Origin of the sequence: Neisseria sp. RH3002v2f, from assembly GCF_014596375.1 — a bacterium.
Classification (GTDB): Bacteria; Pseudomonadota; Gammaproteobacteria; order Burkholderiales; family Neisseriaceae; genus Neisseria; species Neisseria cinerea.
This window is the reverse complement of the sequence record NZ_MAYZ01000025.1, coordinates 1-24,394: the sequence shown is the minus strand read 5'-3', so window position 1 is coordinate 24,394 and position 24,394 is coordinate 1. Positions and strand designations below refer to the sequence as shown.

At 54.1% G+C, this 24,394-nt stretch carries 23 protein-coding genes; 13 read left to right on the top strand and 10 right to left on the bottom strand.

From position 1 onward, the window contains the following. Positions 1-48 precede the first annotated feature (48 nt). Both glmS and BBW69_RS08865 read right to left on the bottom strand, forming a co-directional pair. Positions 49-1,887, bottom strand: coding sequence for a glutamine--fructose-6-phosphate transaminase (isomerizing) (gene glmS, locus BBW69_RS08870; protein ID WP_188211066.1), 1,839 nt, complete (start codon positions 1,885-1,887; stop codon positions 49-51). A gap of 142 nt (positions 1,888-2,029) precedes the next feature. Beyond that, complete coding sequence (locus BBW69_RS08865; protein ID WP_188211065.1) at positions 2,030-3,355, bottom strand: murein transglycosylase A; 1,326 nt, start codon at positions 3,353-3,355, stop codon at positions 2,030-2,032. Between the two features lie 205 nt (positions 3,356-3,560). On the opposite strand from BBW69_RS08865, the gene efeU reads away from it, so the two are divergent. The 3 genes from efeU (at position 3,561) to efeB (ending at position 6,971) form a co-directional block, all read left to right on the top strand. Further along, positions 3,561-4,400 carry an iron uptake transporter permease EfeU gene (efeU, locus tag BBW69_RS08860; protein WP_188211064.1) on the top strand — a complete coding sequence of 280 codons (840 nt, stop codon included), beginning with the start codon at positions 3,561-3,563 and terminating at the stop codon, positions 4,398-4,400. After that, complete coding sequence (gene efeO, locus BBW69_RS08855; protein ID WP_188211063.1) at positions 4,397-5,563, top strand: iron uptake system protein EfeO; 1,167 nt, start codon at positions 4,397-4,399, stop codon at positions 5,561-5,563. The genes efeU and efeO overlap by 4 nt, the downstream gene beginning before the upstream one ends. Before the next feature lie 142 nt (positions 5,564-5,705). Continuing rightward, complete coding sequence (gene efeB, locus BBW69_RS08850; protein WP_188211062.1) at positions 5,706-6,971, top strand: iron uptake transporter deferrochelatase/peroxidase subunit; 1,266 nt, start codon at positions 5,706-5,708, stop codon at positions 6,969-6,971. 70 nt (positions 6,972-7,041) lie between these two features. Here the strand turns inward: efeB and BBW69_RS08845 are convergent, their stop codons facing one another. The 4 genes from BBW69_RS08845 to BBW69_RS08830 all read right to left on the bottom strand — a co-directional run bounded on the left by BBW69_RS08845 (position 7,042) and on the right by BBW69_RS08830 (position 9,851). Beyond that, on the bottom strand, positions 7,042-7,371 hold the full coding sequence (locus BBW69_RS08845; RefSeq protein ID WP_188211061.1) for a zinc ribbon domain-containing protein YjdM: 330 nt from the start codon (positions 7,369-7,371) through the stop codon (positions 7,042-7,044). A gap of 76 nt (positions 7,372-7,447) precedes the next feature. Further along, positions 7,448-8,818, bottom strand: coding sequence for a bifunctional UDP-N-acetylglucosamine diphosphorylase/glucosamine-1-phosphate N-acetyltransferase GlmU (gene glmU, locus BBW69_RS08840; protein ID WP_188211133.1), 1,371 nt, complete (start codon positions 8,816-8,818; stop codon positions 7,448-7,450). Positions 8,819-8,872: 54 nt separating this feature from the next. Next, entirely contained in the window at positions 8,873-9,145 is a 273-nt protein-coding gene (locus BBW69_RS08835) for a spore cortex protein (protein ID WP_188211060.1), read from the bottom strand. Positions 9,146-9,170: 25 nt separating this feature from the next. Beyond that, a complete protein-coding gene (locus tag BBW69_RS08830) occupies positions 9,171-9,851 on the bottom strand; it encodes a pyrimidine 5'-nucleotidase (RefSeq protein WP_188211059.1) in 681 nt (226 codons plus the stop codon). A 58-nt stretch (positions 9,852-9,909) separates the two neighbouring features. On the opposite strand from BBW69_RS08830, the gene BBW69_RS08825 reads away from it, so the two are divergent. Both BBW69_RS08825 and BBW69_RS08820 read left to right on the top strand, forming a co-directional pair. Then, positions 9,910-10,911, top strand: a complete 1,002-nt coding sequence (locus BBW69_RS08825; RefSeq protein ID WP_188211058.1) for a thiamine ABC transporter substrate-binding protein — start codon at positions 9,910-9,912, stop codon at positions 10,909-10,911. A gap of 30 nt (positions 10,912-10,941) precedes the next feature. Next, on the top strand, positions 10,942-11,427 hold the full coding sequence (locus tag BBW69_RS08820; protein ID WP_188211132.1) for a CinA family protein: 486 nt from the start codon (positions 10,942-10,944) through the stop codon (positions 11,425-11,427). Positions 11,428-11,511: 84 nt separating this feature from the next. On the opposite strand, the gene msrAB is transcribed toward BBW69_RS08820, so the two are convergent. Continuing rightward, positions 11,512-13,080 carry a bifunctional peptide-methionine (S)-S-oxide reductase MsrA/peptide-methionine (R)-S-oxide reductase MsrB gene (gene msrAB, locus BBW69_RS08815; RefSeq protein WP_188211057.1) on the bottom strand — a complete coding sequence of 523 codons (1,569 nt, stop codon included), beginning with the start codon at positions 13,078-13,080 and terminating at the stop codon, positions 11,512-11,514. Between the two features lie 145 nt (positions 13,081-13,225). Between msrAB and ftsY the strand changes: the two genes are divergently transcribed. The 4 genes from ftsY to BBW69_RS08795 all read left to right on the top strand — a co-directional run bounded on the left by ftsY (position 13,226) and on the right by BBW69_RS08795 (position 16,850). Next, the gene (gene ftsY / locus BBW69_RS08810; protein ID WP_188211056.1) at positions 13,226-14,623 is read left to right on the top strand and encodes a signal recognition particle-docking protein FtsY; all 1,398 of its coding nucleotides are present in this window, start codon (positions 13,226-13,228) and stop codon (positions 14,621-14,623) included. 308 nt (positions 14,624-14,931) lie between these two features. Next, positions 14,932-15,198 carry a DUF3079 domain-containing protein gene (locus BBW69_RS08805; RefSeq protein WP_019271767.1) on the top strand — a complete coding sequence of 89 codons (267 nt, stop codon included), beginning with the start codon at positions 14,932-14,934 and terminating at the stop codon, positions 15,196-15,198. A gap of 536 nt (positions 15,199-15,734) precedes the next feature. Next, positions 15,735-16,178 (top strand): pilin, encoded by a 444-nt coding sequence (locus BBW69_RS08800; RefSeq protein WP_107961033.1) that lies wholly within the window; start codon positions 15,735-15,737, stop codon positions 16,176-16,178. Between the two features lie 225 nt (positions 16,179-16,403). After that, positions 16,404-16,850, top strand: a complete 447-nt coding sequence (locus BBW69_RS08795) for a pilin (protein ID WP_188211055.1) — start codon at positions 16,404-16,406, stop codon at positions 16,848-16,850. A 138-nt stretch (positions 16,851-16,988) separates the two neighbouring features. Here the strand turns inward: BBW69_RS08795 and yccS are convergent, their stop codons facing one another. From yccS to BBW69_RS08780, 3 genes are all read right to left on the bottom strand, one after another. After that, positions 16,989-19,139 carry a YccS family putative transporter gene (yccS, locus tag BBW69_RS08790; RefSeq protein ID WP_188211131.1) on the bottom strand — a complete coding sequence of 717 codons (2,151 nt, stop codon included), beginning with the start codon at positions 19,137-19,139 and terminating at the stop codon, positions 16,989-16,991. Between the two features lie 117 nt (positions 19,140-19,256). Next, positions 19,257-20,483 carry a PilT/PilU family type 4a pilus ATPase gene (locus BBW69_RS08785; RefSeq protein WP_188211054.1) on the bottom strand — a complete coding sequence of 409 codons (1,227 nt, stop codon included), beginning with the start codon at positions 20,481-20,483 and terminating at the stop codon, positions 19,257-19,259. 58 nt (positions 20,484-20,541) lie between these two features. Further along, on the bottom strand, positions 20,542-21,585 hold the full coding sequence (locus BBW69_RS08780; RefSeq protein WP_188211053.1) for a type IV pilus twitching motility protein PilT: 1,044 nt from the start codon (positions 21,583-21,585) through the stop codon (positions 20,542-20,544). A gap of 118 nt (positions 21,586-21,703) precedes the next feature. Here BBW69_RS08780 and BBW69_RS08775 point away from each other — a divergent pair, with 118 nt between their 5' ends. The 4 genes from BBW69_RS08775 (at position 21,704) to dksA (ending at position 24,197) form a co-directional block, all read left to right on the top strand. After that, positions 21,704-22,390 carry a YggS family pyridoxal phosphate-dependent enzyme gene (locus BBW69_RS08775; protein ID WP_107860306.1) on the top strand — a complete coding sequence of 229 codons (687 nt, stop codon included), beginning with the start codon at positions 21,704-21,706 and terminating at the stop codon, positions 22,388-22,390. Continuing rightward, positions 22,390-22,797 (top strand): RNA-binding protein, encoded by a 408-nt coding sequence (locus BBW69_RS08770; RefSeq protein WP_107997323.1) that lies wholly within the window; start codon positions 22,390-22,392, stop codon positions 22,795-22,797. The genes BBW69_RS08775 and BBW69_RS08770 overlap by 1 nt, the downstream gene beginning before the upstream one ends. Before the next feature lie 31 nt (positions 22,798-22,828). Continuing rightward, the gene (gene proC, locus BBW69_RS08765) at positions 22,829-23,638 is read left to right on the top strand and encodes a pyrroline-5-carboxylate reductase (RefSeq protein ID WP_223169991.1); all 810 of its coding nucleotides are present in this window, start codon (positions 22,829-22,831) and stop codon (positions 23,636-23,638) included. 142 nt (positions 23,639-23,780) lie between these two features. Beyond that, positions 23,781-24,197: an RNA polymerase-binding protein DksA gene (gene dksA, locus BBW69_RS08760; protein WP_111727515.1), complete on the top strand. Its 417-nt coding sequence runs from the start codon at positions 23,781-23,783 to the stop codon at positions 24,195-24,197. Positions 24,198-24,394: the final 197 nt, after the last annotated feature.

The window sequence follows — 24,394 nt, the reverse complement described above, 5'->3', positions numbered from 1 at the left end:
AGCCTGAAAAATCGGGCTTCAGACGGCATTTTTGCAAAACGGCGGGAGTTATTCGACGGTTACGGATTTCGCTAGGTTACGCGGTTTGTCCACATCCGTGCCGCGTGCGAGGGCGGTGTGGTAGGCGAGGAGCTGCACGGGGACGGTATGCACGACGGGGGATAATTCGCCGACGTGGCGCGGTGCGCGGATAACGTGCACGCCTTCGGTGGCATTAAAATTGCTGTCGAGGTCGGCAAAGACGAAAAGTTCGCCGCCGCGCGCGCCGACTTCCTGCATATTGGCTTTGACTTTGTCCAACAGGCTGTCGTTGGGCGCGATGACGACGACGGGCATGTTTTCGTCTACTAAGGCGAGCGGCCCGTGTTTCAGCTCGCCGGCAGGATAGGCTTCGGCGTGAATGTAGGTGATTTCCTTCAGCTTCAACGCGCCTTCGAGGGCAATCGGGTAATGGATGCCGCGCCCCAAAAACAGCGCGCTGGTTTTCTTGGCAAACTGTTGCGCCCAAGCGGCAATTTGAGGTTCGAGGTTCAAAGCGTGCTGCACGCTGCCGGGAAGTTGGCGGAGTTCTTCGGTGTAACGCGCTTCGTCTTCTTCGGAAACCAAACCGCGCACTTTCGCCAGCGTTACCGCCAAACCGAACAGCGCGACCAGCTGCGTGGTAAATGCTTTGGTCGAGGCGACGCCGATTTCCGCACCGGCACGGGTATAAAGCACGAGGCTGCTTTCGCGCGGCAGGGCGGATTCCATCACGTTGCAGATGGAGAGGCTGTGGCGGTGTCCCAAGGATTTGGCGTATTTCAAAGCCTCCATCGTATCCAGCGTTTCACCGGATTGGGAAATGGTAATGACCAGTTGGTCCGGATCGGCAATCACGCTGCGGTATCGGTATTCGCTGGCAATTTCGACATCGGTCGGAATTTTGGCGATGGATTCGAGCCAGTATTTGGCGGTCAGCGCGGCATAATAGGAAGTGCCGCAGGCAAGGATTTTGACGCTGCGGATGCTTTCAAATACGCTTTTGGCGTCTTTACCGAAGTTTTCGGGGATGAAGCCGCCGTCGAGGAAAACTTCCGCCGTGTCCGCAATCGCGCGCGGTTGCTCGTGGATTTCCTTTTGCATAAAGTGGCTGTACGGCCCCAGCTCCAAAGAGGCAAGTGAGAGTTCGGATACCTTGACTTTGCGTTCGGCGGGCAGGCCGCTTTTATCGGTCAGCCTTTTGATGCCGTCTGAAGCCAGCAGTGCGATGTCGCCATCTTCGAGGTACGCCACGCGGCGCGTAAAGGCGATGACGGCGGACACGTCCGAAGCGATAAAGGTTTCATCGTCGCCCAAAGCGACTAAAAGCGGGCAGCCCATACGCGCCACGACCATCTCGTCCGGGTTGTCCTGAGCCATGACGGCAATCGCATATGCGCCGTGGAAACGGGCGGATGCGGATTGCACGGCTTCAAACAGCCTGCCGCCGTTTTGCGCGTATTCGTGATTGATGCTGTGTGCGATGACCTCGGTATCTGTTTGAGATTCAAAACGGTATCCTAAACCTTCCAAACGTTCGCGTTCGCTTTCAAAGTTTTCGATAATGCCGTTGTGTACGACGGCAATCATACCGCCGCTGATGTGCGGGTGGGCGTTCGGCTCGGTAACGCCGCCGTGTGTCGCCCAGCGCGTATGTCCGATGCCGATGCTGCCCGCTATTCCTTTTTCACGGGCCGCGTCTTCCATCAACTGAACCCGGCCGACACGGCGCACGCGCTTGATGTTGCCGTCGGTATTGACGGCAATGCCTGATGAATCATACCCCCGGTATTCGAGGCGTTTGAGGCCGTCGGTCAGAAAATCGACGACGTTGTGATGGGCGCGGATGGCGCCGACGATACCGCACATGACTGTTCCTTAGTATCAGGTTGAAAAAACAGGCGCGGACGGCTCCCGTGCCGCACCTTCCGCTTCGGATTATAAACCGCCTTCCGTGTCGGAAAACAGCAAAATGCCGTCTGAAGGTTTCAGACGGCATTGTTTTGCCGGTTTACGGCCGGTATTCGGGTTTCATGCCGTTGGGCAGAAGCTGCCAGACGTAACCCGGTTCTTTCATTTTACCTGCCGTTTCCCCTGCTTCGTCGCCGTAACCCCAGAAATAATCCACGCGCACCGCGCCTTTAATCGCGCTGCCGGTATCCTGCGCCATAATCAGGCGGTTGAGTGCTTTGTGGGTAACCGGGTGGGCGGTGGCGACAAATAAGGGTGCGCCCAAGGTAATGTAGTGCCGGTCGACTGCGCCGGCATATTCCCCCATCAGCGGAGTGCCCAGTGCGCCGACGGGACCGTCATTACTGCTTCCGGCAAGCTCGCGGAAAAAGACATAGCTAGGGTTTTGCCCCAAAACTTCGGCGAGGCGTTGCGGATTTTGCTGCATATAAGACTTAATGCCCTGCATGGAGGTTTGTCCGAGTTTGAGGTAGCCCTTATCCGCCATGTATTTTCCGATGGAAACATACGGATGCTCGTTTTTGTCGGCATAGCCGATGCGGATGTATTTGCCGGACGGAGTTTTCAGACGGCCCGAGCCTTGTATGTGCATGAAAAAAAGTTCGACGGGGTCTTCGGCATAGCCGAGGATGGGGGCTTTGCCGTCAAGTGCACCGCCGTTGATTTGGTTTCGCGTGTGGTAAGGGAGGAAGCGGCTTCCTTCAAACCTGCCTTTGATTGCCGTTGTGCGCGCGGTGATGGGGAATTGGGAGAGGTCGGCGGTATGTGTGCCGCCGGCATTGTCGATTGTGCCGCTGTTTTTTCCCGTCTGCCTGATGCGGACAAGGTTTTTTCCGCTCCTCAAACCTGCAGGCAGCGGGACGGAAATAAAATCATTGGGAATGCCGTAAATAGGGAAGCGGGCTTGGGCTGTCCGTCTGTCATCCCCTTGCAGTACCGGTTCGTAATAGCCGGTAACCGTGCCGGCAAGGCTTCCGTTGCCTGCAACCTGCCAAGGGGTGAAATAGCGTTCAAAAAAGTATTTTGCCGGCAAATGTTGCACGGGGGTTTGAAAGGCTTGGGCACACACATCCTGCCAGCCTTGGCGATTTTTCAAACTTGAGCAGCCGAGCCTGAAAGACTGCAGGCTCTGGGTAAAGTTTTGCGCGCTCCAGTGCGGCAGGCTGTCGTGAGGAACCGCCGTGTAAACCGCCCCTCCGCCCGAAATTGCCGTACCGGCGGGAAAAGGGGTACCCGCAGGGCGGTCGGGGCCTTGAATAACGGATGTATCGGGAATCGGGAGGGTTTGGATGCTTTTGCTTTGACAGGCGGCAAGAATGGCGGCAACCATGCCGAACAGCGCCGTTTGAAACAGGTATTTTTTCATAATGGAGCAATGCCGTTGAAACCCTTGAGTCGGATTTTCAAGAGACTGATTTCTTAAAGGTTTAAAAAAAGGGGATTTTAACACAGCCCTGAAGTTTTCCGGTTCGGGGTGGTCTAAAAATAAAGGAAAATAGTTTGTATTCTTATTTACAAGTCATATAAATGTTCTGATAATATGCCGTCCATTTACTTATAAACTGATACTTATGCTGGTTGCTTTTTTAATTATGTTGCGCGAGGGTATCGAAGCTGCGCTCATCGTCGGTATCGTTGCAGGTTTTCTGAAGCAGTCCGGTCATTCGAAACTGATGCCTAAGGTCTGGTTCGGGGTTGTTCTTGCTTCTTTGATGTGTTTGGGGCTGGGGTACGGAATCCATTCGGCAACGGGCGAGATTCCCCAGAAGCAGCAGGAGTTTGTCGTCGGCATCATCGGTTTGGTTGCCGTTGCCATGCTGACTTATATGATTTTATGGATGAAAAAGGCGGCGCGTTCGATGAAGCAGCAGCTTCAGGATTCTGTGCAGGCGGCTTTGAACCGTGGCAGCGGCCAAGGATGGGCCTTGGTCGGTATGGCGTTTCTTGCCGTGGCGCGCGAAGGTCTGGAGAGCGTTTTTTTCCTGCTTGCCGTATTCAAACAGAGCCCGACGTGGCAGATGCCGGCTGGTGCGGTAGCGGGGGTTTTGGCTGCCGCCGTTATCGGCGCGTTGATTTATCAGGGCGGGATGCGCCTGAATCTGGCGAAGTTTTTCCGTTGGACGGGGGCGTTTCTGATTGTTGTTGCCGCCGGACTGCTTGCCGGTTCGCTGCGCGCGCTGCATGAGGCGGGCGTTTGGAACTCGCTTCAGGACATTGTGTTCGACTCATCAAAATATTTACACGAAGACAGTCCGTTAGGTGTGCTGCTCGGCGGATTTTTCGGCTATACCGACCATCCGACGCAGGGCGAGGCCTTGGTTTGGCTGCTGTACCTTATTCCTGTCATGACTTGGTTTTTGCGCGGCAGCAGGCCGTCTGAAACTTTAACCCGTAAAGAGGAACTGAAATGAGAAAATTCAATTTGACTGCATTGTCCGTTATGCTTGCCTTAGGTTTGACCGCGTGCCAGCCGCCGGAGGCGGAGAAAGCTGCGCCGGCAGCGTCCGGTGAGGCGCAAGCCGCCAACGAGGGCGGTTCGGTCAGTATCGCCGTAAACGACAACGCTTGCGAACCGATGGAGCTGACCGTACCGAGCGGACAGGTTGTGTTCAATATTAAAAACAACAGCGGACGCAAGCTCGAATGGGAAATCCTGAAGGGCGTGATGGTGGTGGACGAGCGCGAAAATATCGCCCCCGGACTTTCCGACAAAATGACCGTCACCCTGCTGCCGGGCGAATACGAAATGACTTGTGGCCTTTTGACCAATCCGCGCGGCAAGCTGGTGGTAACCGACAGCGGCTTTAAAGGCACTGCCAACGAAGCGGATTTGGAAAAACTGTCCCAACCGCTCGCCGACTATAAAGCCTACGTTCAAGGCGAAGTTAAAGAGCTGGTGGCGAAAACCAAAACCTTTACCGAAGCCGTCAAAGCAGGCGACATTGAAAAGGCGAAATCCCTGTTTGCCGCCACCCGCGTCCATTACGAACGCATCGAACCGATTGCCGAGCTTTTCAGCGAACTCGACCCCGTCATCGATGCGCGTGAAGACGACTTCAAAGACGGCGCGAAAGATGCCGGGTTTACCGGCTTCCACCGTATCGAACACGCCCTTTGGGTAGAAAAAGACGTATCCGGCGTGAAGGAAATTGCAGCGAAACTGATGGCTGATGTCGAAGCCTTGCAAAAAGAAATCGACGCATTAGCGTTTCCTCCGGGCAATGTGGTCGGCGGTGCATCCGAACTGATTGAAGAAGTGGCGGGCAGTAAAATCAGCGGCGAAGAAGACCGGTACAGCCATACCGATTTGAGCGACTTCCAAGCCAATGTGGACGGTTCGAAAAAAATCGTCGATTTGTTCCGTCCGCTGATTGAGGCCAAAAACAAAGCCTTGTTGGAAAAAACCGATACCAACTTCAAACAGGTCAACGAAATTCTGGCGAAATACCGGACCAAAGACGGTTTTGAAACCTACGACAAGCTGAGCGAAGCCGACCGCAAAGCGCTGCAAGCCCCCGTTAACGCGCTTGCCGAAGACCTTGCCCAACTTCGCGGCATACTTGGTTTGAAATAAGCCTTAAGCGTTCAGACGGCATTTGGCGACAGATGCCGTCTGAAATTTTATCTGTAAAAGCGGAAAGGTATTGAAAAAGGCGGAGGTTTCCGTTCCCTGCGTTCCGCCGTATCGGATACAGAGTTTAAACAAAGGATAAAACATGAGTACGAACAACCCGACACAACCGACCAGGCGCACCCTCTTTAAAACCGCCCTTGCCGCCGGAGCAGTCGGCGCAATCGGAGGTTATCTCGGCGGCAAAAAACAGGGCGAAACCGCCGAACGCACCGCCGAAATTCAACACTCGCCCCAAGCCTATCCCTGCTACGGAGAACACCAGGCAGGCATTGTTACGCCGCAGCAGGCATTTTCCATCATGTGCGCCTTCGACGTTACCGCGCAAAACGCCAAGCAGCTGGAAAACCTGTTCCGCACGCTGACCGCCCGTATCGAGTTTCTTACCCAAGGCGGCGAATACCAAGACGGCGACGACAAACTTCCGCCCGCCGGCAGCGGCATTTTGGGCAAAGCCTTCAACCCCGACGGATTGACCGTTACCGTGGGGGTGGGCAGCAGCCTGTTTGACGGACGATTCGGACTCAAAGACAAAAAACCGGTTCATTTGCAGGAAATGCGCGACTTCCCCAACGATAAGCTGCAAAAAAGCTGGTGTGACGGCGATTTGAGCCTGCAAATATGCGCCTTTACCCCTGAAACCTGCCAAGCCGCCCTGCGCGACATCATCAAACACACCGCCCAAACCGCCGTTATCCGCTGGAGTATCGACGGGTGGCAGCCCAAATCCGAACCCGGCGCGATGGCGGCGCGCAACCTGTTGGGCTTCCGTGACGGTACGGGCAACCCCAAAGTTTCCGACCCCAAAACTGCCGACGAGGTTTTGTGGACGGGTGTGGCCGCCAACAGCCTAGACGAACCGGAGTGGGCGAAAAACGGCAGCTATCAGGCAGTCCGCCTTATCCGCCACTTTGTCGAGTTTTGGGACAGGACTCCGCTTCAAGAGCAAACCGACATTTTCGGGCGGCGAAAATACAGCGGCACGCCGATGGACGGCAAAAAAGAAGCCGACCAACCGGATTTTGCCAAAGACCCCGAGGGTGATATCACGCCCAAAGACAGCCATATACGCCTAGCGAATCCGCGCGATCCCGAATTCCTCAAAAAACACCGCCTCTTCCGCCGCGCCTACAACTATTCGCGCGGACTCGCCTCAAGCGGACAGCTTGATGTCGGGCTGGTGTTCGTCTGCTATCAGGCAAACCTTGCCGACGGATTCATCTTCGTGCAAAACCTCCTCAACGGCGAACCGCTGGAAGAATACATCAGCCCCTTCGGCGGCGGCTATTTCTTCGTGCTGCCCGGCGTGGAAAAAGGCGGATTCTTGGGACAAGGGCTGCTGGGCGTATAAATCCGCCATATAAAAAACGCCGTCCGAACCTTGCCAAACGGGTTCGGACGGCGTTTCTTGTTTTGGACGGTCAGGCTTTTTTGACGAATTCGGATTTTAAATTCATCGCGCTGCCGTCGATTTTGCAGCCGATGTTGTGATCGCCTTCCTGCAGGCGTATGCCTTTGACCTTTGTACCTTGTTTGATCACCATCGAGCTGCCTTTTACCTTGAGGTCTTTGATGAGGATGACGGTATCGCCGTTTTGCAGCGCCGCGCCGTTGGCATCGAGCACTTCCGCCGCAAGGTCGGCGGCGGATTCGGTTTCATTCCATTCGTAGGCGCATTCGGGGCAGATGTATTGTCCGCCGTCTTCATAGGTGTATTCGGAGGCGCATTGCGGGCATGGGGGTAATGACATGGTTTGCAGTCCTTATCTGATATCGGAGGGGGGTGATGCCGTCTGAAACCTGAAACCGGCTTCAGACGGCATGGCTTTATTGTTTGTCTTTTTCCGGCCTCACCCAGCCTTCGATGACGGTTTGGCGGGCGCGGGCGAGGGCGAGTTTGTTGTCTTCGACATTGCGGGTAATCGCGCTGCCTGCGCCTGTGGTTACTTTGTTGCCCAGTGTGACAGGGGCAACCAGTACGCAGTTTGAACCGATGCGTACTTCGTCGCCGATGACGGTTTTGTGTTTGTGCACGCCGTCGTAGTTGGCAATAATCGTACCTGCGCCGAAGTTGGTTTTGCTGCCGACTTCGGCATCGCCTATGTAGGTGAGGTGGTTGGCTTTGGTGCCTTTGCCGATGGCGGCGTTTTTGATTTCGACGAAGTTGCCGATGTGTACGTCGTCTGAAAGGCGGGCTTGCGGACGCAGGCGGGCATAGGGGCCGATTTGGTTGTTTTCGCCGACTTCGCAGTCTTCGAGGTGGGAGAAGGGAGCGATTTTGCTGTTGGCACCGATTTTGGCGTTTTTGATGACGCAGTTAGCACCGATTTCGACGTTGTCGCCGAGTTCGACTTCGCCTTCAAAGATACAGTTCACATCAATCACGACATCTTGCCCGTGTTTCAGACGGCCTCGTAAATCGAAACGCGCCGGGTCGCGCAGGGTAACGCCTGCTTTGAGCAATTCTTGAGCCTGTTCGGTTTGGAAGATGCGTTCGAGTTCGGCGAGCTGGAGTTTGTTGTTCACTCCGGCGGCGAGGTAGGAGGAGCGGACTTGGACGGGATGAACTTTGATGCCGTCGGCAACGGCTTTGGCGATGAGGTCGGTCAGATAGTATTCGCCTTGGGCATTGTTGCTGGAGAGGCTGTTCAGCCAGTTTTCCAGTTTGGCGTTGGGCAGAACCAAAATGCCGGTATTGATTTCTTTCACGGCTTTTTGGGCGGCGTCGGCGTCTTTTTCTTCGACGATGGCGGTTACACTGCCGTTGCTGTTGCGGATGATGCGGCCCAATCCTGTTGGGTCGGCGGGCACGTCGGTCAACAGGCCGACTTCGTTGCCTGCGGCTTCGAGCAGGGTTTCGAGGGTTTCAACGTCAATCAGGGGGACGTCGCCGTACAGCACCAGCGTGCGGCCTTCGGCAGACAGGTGCGGCAGGGCGGTTTTGACGGCGTGGCCGGTGCCGAGCTGTTCGGTTTGTTCGACCCAGACGACGTCGCGTTTGACGGTGTCTAAAACTTGGTCTTTGCCGTGGCCGATGACGACGCAGATGTTTTGCGGATTCAGCGCGGCGGCGGTGTCGATAACGCGCCCGACCATGGGCTTGCCGCCGATGCGGTGCAGCACTTTGGGCATTTTGGAATACATGCGCGTGCCTTTGCCGGCGGCGAGGATGACGATGTTTAAAGTGTTTTGCGGCATGACGGTTTCCTGTGCCATGCCGTCTGAAGCGGCTTCAGACGGCATGGAGGGGATTTATCGGTTTTGAAATTTGGGCTTTTGCCAGTTCTGTCCGCGTACGCCTTGTTCGGAACCGTCAGTTTGGTTGGGCAACACGGCATGGCGTTCGGGGCGGTATTGGTTGTAGTTCATATTTTTCGAGTAGCTGCCGTCTTGGTAATAAACGGGTGTACCGGCAGGATATTTTTGACGGACGGCGGTTTTGCCGTTTTCGTTCCGGTAGGTTTCCCATGAGCAGCCCGACAGTACGGAGGCGGCAGTCATCAGGATAAGGAAGGTTTTACGCATGGCTTTTCTTTCGTATTTTCGGGGTTTAGGGGGTATTGTAATGAGTTTGGCGGTGTTCTGACAAAGTTTCTGCATACTGTGCCAGTTGCGCCATATCGCTTACGGAGGCGTCGATAAAGGGCAGCGCGTGTGATTTTGCACCGAACCAGACGGTTTTCATGCCCAGCGCCTTTGCCTGATGCAGGTTGTCGGCGCTGTCGTCCACCATCACGCAGCGTTCGGGCGGTACGTCCAGCAGGCGGCAGACGTTGAGGTAGGCTTGCGGATTGGGTTTGTAGAGCAGCCCGAAATCGTCTGTGCCGAAAAGTGCGTTGAAGCTTTCCGTCAAACCGAGTGCGTCTGAAACGGCGCGGACATAAAAAGAAGGCCCGTTGGAAAAAACCGCCTTACGCCCTTTTAGGCGGCTCAGGGTGTTTTGTGTTTCCGGCATACCGTGCAGCCGGGGCAAGATCTCGTCAATCGGATGACTTTCGCGTAAAAACTCCGCAATGTCGATTTCGGGGTGGTGGATTTGCAGGCCGGCAAGCGTTGCGCCGTAACGGTGCCAATATTCCTGACGCAGGTCGGACGCGGCCTGGTCGGAGAGTCGGAGGCGTTGCGCGATGTAGCCGGTCATGGCGCGGTTGATGAGTGTGAAGATGCCTGCGTCGGCATCGTGCAGCGTGTTGTCGAGGTCGAACAGCCACACGGTCGGATTTTCTTGCATGTTGAACCGTGAAAATTTGTTATGATGGCATTTTACAGCGAATTAAGGAGGATGAAGGATGAAACGGAAAATCTGGCTGCTGCCGCTGCTGTCGGTTTCGGCATATATGCAGGCTCAGACGGAGGTCAGGCTTGCGGCGCACAAGTCGTTCAGCCTGCCCAAAGGGGTGATTGCGCGTTTCGAACGGGAAAACAATGCGAAAGTGTCCGTTATTCAGGCTGGCAATGCAAACGAAATGCTCAACAAACTGATTTTAAGCCGCGCCAATCCGATTGCCGACGCGGTGTACGGTTTGGACAATGCCAATATCGGTAAGGCGCGGGAAATGGGCGTTTTGGCGGATGAGCAGCCAAAATCCCTGCCGGTTTCGGTCGGCCTGCCTTCGGTTTTGGCGGTTGATTACGGTTATGTAACACTCAATTACGACAAAAAATGGTTTGCCGAGAAAAAGCTGCCGCTGCCCAAAACCTTGCAGGACTTAACCCGTCCTGAATATAAAAACCTGCTGGTTACGCCGTCGCCCGCTACCTCGTCGCCCGGATTGTCCTTCCTGATGGCGAACATTGGCAGCATGGGCGAGGCGGGTGCGTTCAAATGGTGGGCGCAGATGCGTCAGAACGGCGTGAAGGTCGCTAAAGGCTGGAGCGAGGCGTATTACACCGACTTTTCGCACAACGGCGGAGCTTATCCGCTGGTAGTCGGTTATGCAGCCAGCCCTGCGGCGGAAGTGTATTTTTCCAAAGGTAAATACAGCGAGCCGCCGACGGGCAACCTGTTTTTAAAAGGCGGCGTATTCCGTCAGGTTGAAGGCGCGGCGGTATTGAAGGGGGCGAAGCAGCCGGAATTGGCGGCAAAACTCGTTCAGTGGCTGCAAAGCGGTGAAGTGCAACGTGCCGTTTCGTCCGAGATGTGGGTTTACCCGGCCGTCAAAAACACGCCGCTGCCCGAAGTATTCCGTTTTGCACAAGCTCCGACGCACACGGATTCCCCTTCCCGTGCCGACATCAACGCCAAACAGCGAGGCTGGGTCGGACGCTGGATTAAAACGGTATTGAAGTAAAAAATGCCGTCTGAAAAAGGAGCAGTAGGAATGGAAGCGTTAAACACCATCGCCCGAAACCTGACCATAAAGCGCGAAACCGTAACCTGTGCCGAATCCTGCACGGGAGGGCTGCTTGCCGCCGCATTTACCAGTGTGGCAGGCAGTTCGCAATGGTTTGAACAAAGTTTTGTAACATACAGCAACCGAGCCAAAGAAGACCGCTTGGGCGTGTTGCCCGAAACCCTGCTCGAACACGGAGCGGTCAGCCGCCAAACCGTCTATGAGATGGCGCGCGGCGCGAAAGCCGTGGCGCAGGCGGATTACGCCGTCAGTATTTCCGGCATTGCCGGCCCGGGCGGCGGCAGTGAAAGCAAACCAGTCGGTACGGTTTGGTTCGGGTTTGTCTTTCCGAGCGGAAGTTGTGAAGAAATACGCTGTTTTGACGGCAATCGCGAATCCGTCCGCGCGCAGGCTGTCGCCTTTGCTTTGGAAAGGTTGGCTGGGCTGATTGAAAACGGCGGCGATGCCGTCTGAACAAAATCCCCATCGGATAAAAAATGCCGTCTGAAACGTTTCGGGTTTCAGACGGCATTTTGTCGGGTTAGGCGGCGATGAGGCTTATTTCACTTTGCCTTTCAATGCGCCGTAGCCTGCCGCGTCCATTTGTTCCAGTGGGATGAATTTCAGGCTCGCGCCGTTGATGCAGTAGCGCAGTCCGCCTTTGTCTTGCGGGCCGTCGGCGAAGACGTGTCCCAAGTGCGAATCGGCAGCATGGCTGCGCACTTCGGTGCGGCGCATGTTGTAGCTGAAATCGTCGTGTTCGGTAACGGCGGCGGCGTTAATCGGGCGGGTGAAGCTCGGCCAGCCGCAGCCGGAATTGAATTTGTCGGCGGAGCTGAACAGGGGTTCGCCGCTGACAACGTCCACATAAATGCCGGGTTTGAACAGATGGTCGTATTCGTGGCTGAAAGCGTATTCAGTTGCGCTGTGTTGGGTAACTTGGTATTGCTCTTCGGTCAGGATGCGTTTGAGTTCGGCATCATTGGGTTTTTTATACGTCGCCGCGTCGAAGCCTTTGCCTTGCGGAGCGGTTTTGGTTTTGCCCGGCAGCGGTTCGTCGGCTTTGCGGATGTCGATGTGGCAATAGCCGTTGGGGTTTTTAATCAGGTAGTCCTGATGGTATTCCTCGGCGTCGTAGAAGTTTTTCAGCGGCTCGTTTTCGACGACGAGGGGCTGTTGGTATTTTTGCTGCTCGCGTTTGAGGGCGGCGGCGATGACGGCTTTTTCGGCGGGGTCGGTGTAGTACACGCCGCTGCGGTATTGCGTGCCGGTGTCGTTGCCTTGTTTGTTAAGGCTGGTCGGGTCAACGACGCGGAAGAAATATTGCAGGATGTCGTCGAGGCTGAGTTTGTCAGCATCGTAGGTGACTTTGACTGTCTCGGCATGGCCCGTGTCGCGGTAGGACACGTCTTCGTAGCTCGGATTTTTCGTTTTGCCGTTGGCGTAGCCTGATACTGCGTCAACCACGCCGTCTATGCGTTGGAAATAGGCTTCCAAGCCCCAGAAGCAGCCGCCGGCGAGATAGATGGTGCGCGTGTTCATGATTTTTGAATCCTTTTTCTGTGTGTCGGGTTTGTAGAACGCGTTTTTCAGACGACCTAAATCGGCATTCGGGTCGCGGATTAACGCCAATGCCTGCGCTTCGTTGATGCTGCCTTTGACGATGCGCTGTACGTCGCCGTCTTTACCGATTAACGCCCAAGAAGGATAAACGCTGATGTTCAGGCTTTGGGCGATGGTGCCGCCGTTGTCGGTGACGACGGGCAGCTTGGGATAGTTCAAACCGGCATACCATTTCTGGAAGTCGCCGTCTTTTTTCTCGTGCAGAAAGCCGGGCGAGGCAACGGTAATCAGGTTGGCAGAGCCGAATTTTGTATCTTGCGCCCATTTTTCGGTTTGTCCCAATTCGGACAAACACAAAGGACACCAACTTGCCCAAAATTTAATCAGCGTCGGTTTGTCTTTTTTCAAATAAACATCGGCGGGGCGGTTGTCCGCGGTTTTCAAAGTGGATAAAGTGTGCGGCACGGTCGCGGCTTCGGCATCGGCGATTTTGGGCGAACAAGCACCCAGCGCAAACAGGCAGCCGAACTTGGCGCAAAGGGAAAAGAAAGTACGGGGTTTCATTTTGATGTTTCCTGTGTGGACGGTTTGTATGATTAGACGTTTGAGATGCCGAAACCTTACAGCCCGGATTTTCAGACAACCTTGCCGCGTAAAATACGCTACAATACTCCCTATTTCAAGTTTCTAAAATTAAAAGGAAAATTCAATGTTCAGCTTCTTCCGTCGCAAGAAAAAACAGGAAACTCCGGCTCCTGAGGAGGCTCAAATTCAGGAAATCGCAGCAAAAGTAGAATCCGAAGTTGCTCAAATAGTTGAAAATATTAAAGAAGATGCTAAATCTTTAACAGTAAGCGTCAAAGGGCAGGTCGAATCGGCTGTTGAAACCGTCAGCGGTGCGGTTGAACAAGTAAAGAAAGCCGTTGCCGAGATGCCGTCTGAAGCGGCTGAGGTTGCTGAAGAAGTGGCAGAACAGGCAGAGGCGGTAAAAGAAGCCGTTGCCGAAACCGTCAGCGGTGCGGTTGAACAAGTAAAGGAAGTCGTTGCCGAGATGCCATCTGAAGCGGCTGAGGTTGCGGAAAAAGCAGCGGAACAAGTCGAAGCGGCGAAAGAAGCTGTGACCGAAACCGTCAGCGAAGCTGTCGAGCAAGTTCAAGAAGCCGTTGCGGAAGCTGTTGCGACAACTGAAGAACACAAGCTCAGTTGGGCTGCACGTTTGAAACAAGGCCTGACCAAATCGCGCGACAAAATGGCGAAATCGCTGGCCGGCGTGTTCGGCGGCGGGCAAATCGACGAAGATTTGTACGAAGAGCTGGAAACCGTGCTGATTACCAGCGATATGGGTATGGAAGCCACCGAATACCTGATGAAAGACGTGCGCGACCGCGTCAGCCTCAAAGGGCTCAAAGACGGCAACGAATTGCGCGGCGCGTTGAAAGAAGCCTTGTACGACCTGATTAAGCCTCTGGAAAAACCGCTGGTCTTGCCCGAAACCAAAGAGCCGTTCGTCATCATGCTTGCGGGCATCAACGGCGCGGGCAAAACTACCTCCATCGGCAAACTCGCCAAATATTTCCAAGCGCAGGGTAAATCCGTATTGCTGGCGGCAGGCGATACTTTCCGTGCCGCCGCGCGCGAGCAGCTTCAAGCTTGGGGCGAGCGCAACAACGTAACCGTGATTTCGCAAACCACAGGCGATTCCGCTGCAGTTTGTTTCGATGCCGTCCAAGCCGCGAAAGCGCGCGGCATCGACATCGTGCTTGCCGACACCGCCGGCCGCCTGCCCACGCAGCTTCACTTGATGGAAGAAATCAAAAAAGTGAAACGCGTGCTGCAAAAAGCCATGCCTGATGCGCCGCACGAGATCATCGTCGTGCTTGATGCCAACATCGGGCAAAACGCCGTCAACCAAGTCAAAGCCTTTGACGACGCATTGGGGCTGACTGGTTTAATCGTTACCAAGCTAGACGGCACGGCAAAAGGCGGTATCCTCGCCGCGCTTGCCTCCGACCGCCCAGTTCCTGTCCGCTACATCGGCGTGGGCGAAGGCATAGACGATTTGCGTCCGTTTGACGCGCGCGCGTTTATCGACGCACTGCTGGATTGAGCCTAAATGCCGTCTGAAAACGGCAGGTTGGTGTTTGAGGGAGGTGGCGGAATCGGTAGTGGAAATTGGTGAAAATTGGCGGAGTCGGTGGGCTTTAGCCCACCAATTCATACCAATCCATACCAACTCCCCCACCTTATCCCCAAAAACTCCCCCGTGCCTGACACATTTACCGTATAAAATACCGAAACCGCCTCATACAGTATTTCACAAACCTTAACCCCTGCGCGTAAAAAACGTATAAACCTGAAACCGTTGCCGCCGCATCCCCTATAATTTCATCCAATAAAAAAAACGAGGCACATATCATGGCGAAAAAATTCCCCATATTCCCTAAAAACCCCGAGCGCATCTGCTGGGGGTGCGACAAATATTGCCGCGAAGACGATTTGCAGTGCGGCAACGGCTGCGAGCGCATTCAACACCCCATCGAGCTGGACGGGCGCGACTGGTATAAAAAAGGCGACTGGAGCAACCTTTTGAGCGAGGAGCAGCAAATCGAGCTGGGCTTGAAAGAAGCCCCGAAACCCGCTAAACCCCACATCAAGCTCCCCCTTAAAAACAAAACCGCCTGATTCCCCTTTTCCCGCCTGTGCCCGCCTTACACCTGCCTGCCGAACACGGCGGCCGCAACGGTAACGGGGCAAACCGCCACCCTTTCCGCCCCATCGGAAACGGCGGATTTTTTTGCATCAGGGAAACAGCCCGACCGAAACGCCGCGCCCAACCGACAAAAAAACGGCACATAACAAAAAACGTCATCCCAAACTGACAAAAAACGGCACATGACAAAAAACGTCAGCCTAAAACTGACTAAAAATGTCAGAAGTGACCAAAAACGTCAGTCCTCCGCCGTACACGCCCTTTCAAAAAATTGCGAAAAGAAAATCAAAATAATAAAAATATATTTTAAAAACAATAAAATAATAAAAAAATTTAAAAAATGCAGCGTTTGGTAAGATTTTGGCACGCCGTTTGCTGGAAGAAAGACAAGCCGAAAGGCAAAGTAAAAAAGACCTCGGGTCAAATACATTACGGGTTTGACAATTTTTTGGCAGATGCCGAAAAACATTTTATTTTTCACTTAAACTTTAAACTTAGGAGTTATCCCATGAAAGCAATCCAAAAAGGTTTCACCCTGATCGAGCTGATGATCGTTATCGCCATCCTGGGTATTCTGGCCATTATCGCATTCCCTGCATACCAAGACTACACCATCCGCGCCAAAGTATCCGAAGGCCTGAACCTGGCTGCGCCTGCTAAATTGGCAGTAGCGGAAACTGCCGCTTCTTTGGGTGGTTTGGCAAAAGTTAAAGCTGCTAATAGCGGTTATACTTTCCCTGCAAACGGTACTAAATATGTAGCATCTATCGCTGTTGGTAATAATGGTGTAATCACTGTAACCACTAAAGATACCGGTGCTAAAGTACAACCTGTATTTACTTTGACCCCTGCACAAGCTGACTTAGAGGCTCCTATCAACTGGACTTGTTTGGCTACTGCCGGTGATCAAAAACACGTTCCTGCAAACTGCCGACCTGAGCCTAAACCCTAAATAATAGGATTGGCGATTGGATAAGGCAGGGGTAATACCTTGTCAGAAATAAAAGATGCCGTCTGAGGCTGTTTCAGACGGCATTTTTTATTTTGGAGCGCGTTTTGGGTTTCCGTTCGCCTTCCCCGTATGGCCGCCTATTGCCGAATGATGGCGGAAAAGTTGGGGGGCGGCGGGAATATCGATTATAATCATGCGGATAAACTAACCATAAAAAATATAAATATGAAGAACAAACCTTACGGGTTTACGCTGATCGAGCTGATGATCGTAACGGCAATCTTGGGGATACTGACCATGCTCGCCCTGCCTGCCTATCAAGACTATGCGGCTAGGGCGCAGGTTGCCGAAACCTACTATCTGTTGGATGAGCTGAAAACCGAAATCGGAATTTATGCCTCTATTTACAACCATCTGCCCGACGCGGCGGAAGTTTCCCCGTCGGGCGGCATCGGCAGCGCGGCCGCCAGGATGGGCGGGACGTATATCCGGCATGGCGGCGTTACCGTCGAGGCGGATACTGCGAAAATTTCCGTACCCTTCGATAAAGGGTATCACAAGGGCAAAATGCTGACGCTGTCGCCCACGCGCGATAGCGAAAGCGGCATCATTACCTGGGTGTGCGGCGGGACGATAGAGCCGAGGTCGCTGCCTGCCGTCTGCCGCCGTTAAGCCCGTCCGTAATCCACGGTCTGCCTCCTGCGGCAAAATGCCGTCTGAACCTGTTTCAGACGGCATTTTTTCGTTCCGAACGGGCGGAAAACCGCCCTGATGCGGCATGGGTGGCGCATCAGGCGGCTGATTTTCCCTTCAGGCGGCGTTTTGGGGCTGCCTGTGCGGAATTTGGCGGTAGGCGCGGTAGTAGGGTTCGAGCTGTCGGGCGATGAGCTGGAGCTGTTGGAGGAAAATGTGGCTTTGCGCGCCGACGCTTTGTGCGCGCAGGCTGTCAAGCTCTCCGCGCAGGCTGTCTAATTCGGCGTCGAAGCGGTCGGGTTCCATGTCGGGCAGGTTTTGGAAGATGTGTGCGGCATGTTCCGCGGCACGGTAAAACCTGCCTGTAAAGTCGGGGCTGCATCCTTCGTGCATTTCGCTGCGGTATGCGCCGAGGGCGGAAATATAGCCGGTCAGGGCGTAGCCGGTTTTGAGAAGAGTGAATCCGGGTTGCAGGCTGCCGGCGAATTTTTCGGGTTCGCTGCTCATGTCGGAGAGGGTGCTGCTGAGGGCGGCGGTGTGTTCGTGGGCGCGGCGGCGGGTGGCGCGGTATTCGACGTCGTCGCCTGTTTCACCGCTTTTGAGGCGTTCGGTGATTTTTTCGAGATAGGCGCCGTTGCTGCGTACGGCAAGGGCGGCGGTGCGTTCGAGCGTGAGGTATTTCCAGTCGGGCCACAGGTAGCTGACCGCCGCCCAGGCAAGGGATGCGCCGATAATGGTGTCGATGATGCGCACGGGCATGGCGGCATATACGTCCAACCCTGCAAGCGACAGGCTGGTCAGTGCCTGAATGGTGATGAAAAATGTCGAGAAGCTGTATTTGTAGGTGCGGGTCATGAAGAATAGGGTGGTGCTGACGATGACGATCCAAAGCTTGGTTTCGACAGACGGGGTGAAGTAGGGGACGAGCGAGCCGACGATTACGCCGAGTACGGTACCGGCGATGCGCTGGCGGACGCGGCTTTTGGTGGCGGTGTAGTTTGGCTGGCAGACGAAAAGGGCGGTCAGCAGTATCCAGTAGCCGAGGTTGAGGTTGAGGGCTTCGACTATGGTGCAGGCGGCGGCAACGACGAGGGACAGGCGGACGGCATGGCGGAATACGCCTGATTCGAGGTTCAGCTGCGGACGGATTGCCTGCCAGGTGTTTTTGAGGCTGCCGGTCTCTATGGCGGCGATGCGGGTGTCGCCCATGCGGTCGTTTTCCGCCTGCAGGCTGTTGTGCTGGAGTTGGCGGAATTGTTGGTCGACGCTGCCGAGGTTGTCGAGCAGGCGGCCGAGGTGGCGGATGTCGGGATTGTCGTTGCCGTCTGAAAGGAGGCGCAGCGACTGGCGGCAGCCTTCGATGGCGCGGCCGAGGCGTTTGCTGTATGTGTAGTCTTTGCCCGCCCTGAGTGCTTGGGCGGCATTGCGGCATGCCTGCCCCTGCATTTCGAGCAGGCGGTGGATGCGGAAGATGATGTCGGTGTTTTTGAATTTTTCGGACATTTCCTGATAATCGACGTGGGCGGAGCTGATGCGTTCGTGTATGTCTTGGGCGGCAAAGTAGTAACGCAGCATTTTGGCGGTGCGCGGGTGGCGGTGTTTGCCGCGAAGGCGGTAAAACAGGGCGGAACGGCATTGGTTGAAGGCGGTGATGACGCCGGTGTTGCTCATGGCGAGGTCGATGTGGCGGTTGCCTATCCATTCGGCTTCGTCGGGATCGAAAAAGTCGGCTTTGGCTTCGAGGTAGTTGCCGAGTGCTTCGTAGGCGTTGGCGACGTTTTCTTGAACGGGGCGGTGGGGCAGGATGATTTGGAACAGGATGATGGCAGTGCTGTACAGTACGGTGCCGCACAGAATCATAAAGGGGTTGGTCAGCCAGTAGGTATCGGGGGTGTAGGTGAGGGTGGTGTAGGTGGCGACGGCGAGTGCGCCGAATGCGAAGGTGCGGTATTTGAGCCCGACCGCGCCTAAAATGGTGAAGCCGAAGGTCATGAGGGTCATGGCGAGGATGAAGGGCAGCCCTGTGCCGAGGGTGCTTTGCGCCGTGAGCGAGGAGAGGGTGAACAGGGCGACGGAGGCAATGATGTTTTTCAGCCGTCCGGTCAGGCGGTTGTCCAAATCGACAAGGCCGCCCGCAATAATGCCGAGTACGAAGGGCATGGCGAGCTTGGGTTCGCCTATCTTCAGGACGGTGGCGGCGGCGGTAAAGACGCTGGCGAAAACGGGCAGCGAGGTGATGAGGAGTGATTTGATCGGAAGGGCTTTCATGGGTTTGTCGGATTTATTGTTATGAGGTAAATGAAGTGTAGCACACGGATGCGGATGATGAAGCGATGCCGTCTGAAAACGGCAGGGGTTTTCAGACGGCATCGGGTGTTTCGCCAATCAGGAAACGAGGTTGAGGTCGTTAATCCTGTCGTAAAGGCGGTCGGGGTGTCTGCCTTCTTCGTAAAGCTGGATGCGCAGCCTCAGGTCGTTGGCGGATACCGACTGCCGCAGTGCTTCTTCGTAGTCGATAATGTTTTGGTTGTAGAGTTTGAAGAGGTTTTGGTCCATGGTCTGCATGCCGTCGGTTTGGGCGCTTTCCATGAGGGAGCGCAGACCTATGATGTCTCCTTTGAGGATAAGGTCCTGTACTGCCGGCGTGTTGATCAAGAGGTCGACGACGGCTGTGCGCCCGTCTTTGTTTTTCTTGATTGCAAGGCGTTGGCAGATGATGCCGGTCAGGTTGAGCGAGAGGTCGGTCAATACTTGTTTGTGGGCCTCTTCGGGATAAAAGTTGAGGATGCGCTCAAATGCCTGCGATGCGGTGTTGGCATGCAGGGTGAAGACGCACAGGTGGCCGGTTTGGGCAAGCTGCATGGCATATTCCATGCTTTCCCTGTTGCGGACTTCGCCGATACAGATGACGTCGGGCGACTGGCGCATGGAGTTTTGTACGGCGGTCTGCCAGTTGGTAGTATCGATGCCGATTTCGCGTTGTGTGAAAATGCAACGGCGCGGTTTGTAGATAAACTCTATCGGGTCTTCGATGGTAATGATGTGGCCGGGCGTTTGCTGGTTGCGGTGTTCGAGCATGGTTGCCATGGTGGTCGATTTGCCCGAACCGGTCGGGCCGGCAATAATCAGCAACCCCCGCGGGGCTAAAGAGAGTTCTTTAAGTTTTTCCGGCAAGCCCAGTGCCTGCATTTCGGGAATGCGTTGGTTGATGCGGCGCAATACGATGCCTACGCAGCCTTGGTGGTAGTGTGCGTTGACGCGGTAACGCGTGTTGCTGCGCGATTGGACGGAGTAGTTGATTTCGCGTTCGCGGATAAAGGTCTCCAGTTGGTCGGCATTCATGGTCGATTCTGCAATAGCGGCAGTCTCTTCCTCAGTCAGCGCCTTGTGGGGGTGTATGGTCAGGGTGCCGTTGATTTTTAAGGATGGGGGAAAGCCTTTGCTGATAATGATGTCGGATGCGCCGCGCGCTTCGGCTTCTTCACACATACGGTCGAGCAGGGGATGGAGGTGCGTGCCGATTTTTGCAGGGGTTTCGATGCAGGTTTGGTTTTTTTGTGAATAAACCTGCACCATTTCGCTTAAGATGTCGTGCAGTTGGTTTTCGCTCATTGTGTTTTCCCTCGTGGAAGGTGTTTTAGGGTATGTTGCCGTCTGAAGGCAGTGTTTGTCAGATGCCCAGGCTTTCGCTGTTTTGAGCGCGTTTGCGCGCAACTTCGGGGGTAATCATGCCTTGGCGGACGAGTGATTGCAGCGATTGGTCCAGGGTCTGCATACCGATTGCCTGTCCAGTCTGCAGGACGGAATTGATTTGCGCGATTTTGTTTTCGCGGATGAGGTTGCGGACGGCGGGATTGGAAATGAGGATTTCGTGTGCGGCGACACGGCCGTTGCCGTCGCGCGTTTTCAGCAGGGTTTGGGAGATGACCGCGGTCAGCGATTCTGACAGCATGGAGCGCACCATTTCTTTCTCTCCGGCGGGGAATACGTCTACGATACGGTCGACGGTTTTTGCCGCACCGGTTGTATGCAGCGTACCGAAAACCAAGTGCCCTGTTTCGGCGGCGGTCAGTGCCAGACCGATAGTTTCGGGGTCGCGCATCTCGCCGACAAGGATAACGTCGGGGTCTTCACGCAGTGCGGAACGCAAGGCATTCGCAAAGCTGTGGGTGTGTTGGTGCAGTTCGCGCTGGTTAATCAGTGATCTTTTGCTTTGGTGGACGAATTCAATCGGATCTTCGATGGTCAGGATGTGTGCCGGTTGGGTTTCGTTGATGTAGTTAATCATCGCGGCAAGCGTGGTCGATTTGCCCGAACCGGTCGGACCGGTTACTAAAACGATGCCGCGCGGAGATTCGGCAATTTTTTGGAAAATGCGCGGAGCCCTTAGTTCTTCCAGAGAAAGGACGGTGCTGGGAATGGTGCGGAATACGGCGGCAGGCCCGCGTCCGGTGTTGAAGGCGTTGACGCGGAAACGGGCGACATTGGGCAGTTCGAATGAAAAGTCGACCTCTAAATCTTGCTGGTAAACTTTGCGCTGGTAATCGTTCATGACGGAGGTGATCATGTTGCCGACTTCTTCTGCGCTCATTTCGGGAAGGTTGATGCGGCGGATGTCGCCGTGGACACGGATCATGGGGGACATATCCGCACTCAGGTGGAGGTCGGATGCTTTGTTTTTAACGCCGAAGGCGAGTAAGTCGGTAATCTGCATAATGCGGCTCTGTTTAGTATAATGTTTCGATTGGTTGGAATGGTTCTAACAACCCTGATTCTACCGTCCTGAATGGAGGGGTTTCAACCGTTTAATCATTTTTAATAGGGGATAATCTATGACGGTGTTGCAACAGCGTTATCGGGAGGTGTCCGACCGTATCGGGAAATTGGTTCTGCAGGCGGGCAGGAAGCCGCATTCTGTCAGCCTGATTGCCGTCAGTAAGACTTTCCCTTCAGACGGCATCCGCGAAGTTTACGCTGCCGGACAGCGTGATTTCGGCGAGAACTATATTCAGGAGTGGTACGGTAAAACGGAAGAATTGGCGGATTTGCCTGACATTGTGTGGCATGTTATCGGCGATGTGCAGTCCAATAAAACTAAATTTGTCGCCGAACGCGCGCATTGGGTGCATACCGTATGCCGTCTGAAAACCGCCTGCCGTTTGAGCGAACAGCGCCCTTCCTCAATGCCACCTTTGCAGGTGTGTATCGAGGTGAATATTGCGGGCGAGGCGGCAAAGCACGGTGTTGCGCCTGAAGAAGCGGTCGCGCTTGCGGTCGAAGTGGCGAAGTTGCCGAATATCGTCGTACGCGGCTTGATGTGCGTCGCCAAAGCCGGCGGCAGCGAAGCGGAATTGAAGGCGCAATTTCAAACGATGCGGAAACTGCTTTCTGATCTCAATACGGCTGGCGTTAAGGCGGACGTGCTATCTATGGGGATGTCGGACGATATGCCTGCCGCCATTGAGTGCGGTGCGACACACGTCCGTATCGGCAGCGCGATTTTCGGGAAAAGGGGATGATGGAAATTCGGGCAATAAAATATACGGCAATGGCGTTATTGCTTATGTTTACGGTAGCCGGCTGTCAGTTGGCGGGTTGGTATAAGTGTTCATCCCTGTCCGGCTGGTGTAAGCCGAGAAAACCTGCCGCCATCGATTTTTGGGATATTGGCGGCGAGAGTCCGCCGTCTTTAGAGGACTACGAGATACCGCTTTCAGACGGCAATCGTTCTGTCAGGGCAAACGAATATGAATCCGCACGACGATCTTACTTTTACAGGAAAATAGGGAAGTTTGAAGCCTGCGGGTTGGATTGGCGTACACGCGACAAACAGCCTTTAATCGAAACCTTCAGGCAAGAAGGATTCGACTGTTTGGAAAAGCAGGGGTTGCGGCGAAACAGCCTGTCCGAGCGCGTCCGATGGTAAAAAAATTGGGAATGAATTTAGTAAGGTAATTTTGAATAGGGTAGAAATAATGAATGTTTATTTTCTCGGCGGCGGCAATATGGCGGCGGCCATCGCAGGCGGATTGGTTAAACAAGGGGGATACCGCATCCATATAGCCAATCGGGGTGCGGAAAAACGCAAACGTTTGGAAAAAGAGTTGGGGGTCGAAACTTCGGCAACCTTGCCGGAATTGCATTCGGGGGATGTTTTGATTCTTGCCGTCAAGCCGCAGGATATGGAAGCCGCGTGCAAAAATATCCGCACCAATGGTGTATTGGTGCTTTCTGTTGCAGCCGGATTGTCGGTTGATACGCTCAGCCGTTACCTCGGGGGAACACGCCGCATTGTCCGGGTTATGCCGAATACGCCAGGGAAAATAGGACTGGGCGTATCCGGTATGTATGCCGGTACGGAGGTATCCGAAATAGACCGCAAAATTGCCGATCAAATGATGAAATCAGTCGGTTTGACCGTTTGGTTGGAAGAGGAAGCGCAAATGCACAGCATTACCGGCATCAGCGGCAGCGGGCCGGCTTATGTGTTTTATTTGCTGGATGCTTTGCAGAATGCCGCCATCGGTCAGGGTTTTAATGCAGAAGAGGCTCGCGCACTCAGTTTGGCAACATTCAAAGGCGCAGTTTCTCTTGCGGAACAGACGGGGGAAGAGTTTGGGCAACTCCGCCAAAAGGTAACCTCGAAAGGCGGAACAACGCACGAAGCAATAGAAACATTCAACCTCCATCACGTTGTCGAAGCGATAGAAGAAGGCGTTTGTGCCTGTGTGCGCCGTTCACAGGAAATGGAACAGCAATATCAATAATGGAAAGAAAATAAAAACTTAAATTCAAAACATGTTATCATGCGCGTTCTTTAAAAACACATTATGCAATAACTTTTATAAAAATCAATAAAATAAAGCTATTTTATGCTTTGTTTTGCTATGGATCGAGAAGAGATACATTATGGCAAAGTTGACAGAACAAGATATTTTAAATTGGAACGGGCCTGAAGATGATTACATGAATGACGATCATTTGGCTTTTTTTCGCGAATTGCTGGTTAAAATGCAAGATGAACTCATAGAGAATGCATCTGTTACGACAGGACACCTCCAGGAACATGAATCAGCCCCCGATCCTGCCGACCGTGCTACGCAGGAGGAAGAGTATGCATTGGAACTTCGTACACGGGATAGGGAGCGTAAACTCCTTAGTAAAATACAGGCAACCATCCGCAATATAGATGAGGGTGATTATGGGTTCTGTGCTGATACAGGAGAGCCTATCGGTCTGAAACGGCTGATGGCGCGACCGACGGCCACTTTATCCGTAGAGGCGCAAGAGCGTCGGGAGAGAATGAAAAAACAGTTTGCTGACTAAATTTGTCTTTTGGTTATTTTCAAGCCACATGACAGAAAAAGGGAAGCAGATTAAGAGAGAGGTGGGTGAGTTCCGAACCGGAGGAGGTTTGTAGCGAAATAAAAAACCTTATCAGACAGCGAGATGGAGAAAATAATTAAAAAAAGATAAGATGAAGTATTGACCGTATACGTCTTCAAGCGTATAGTTCGGTTCTT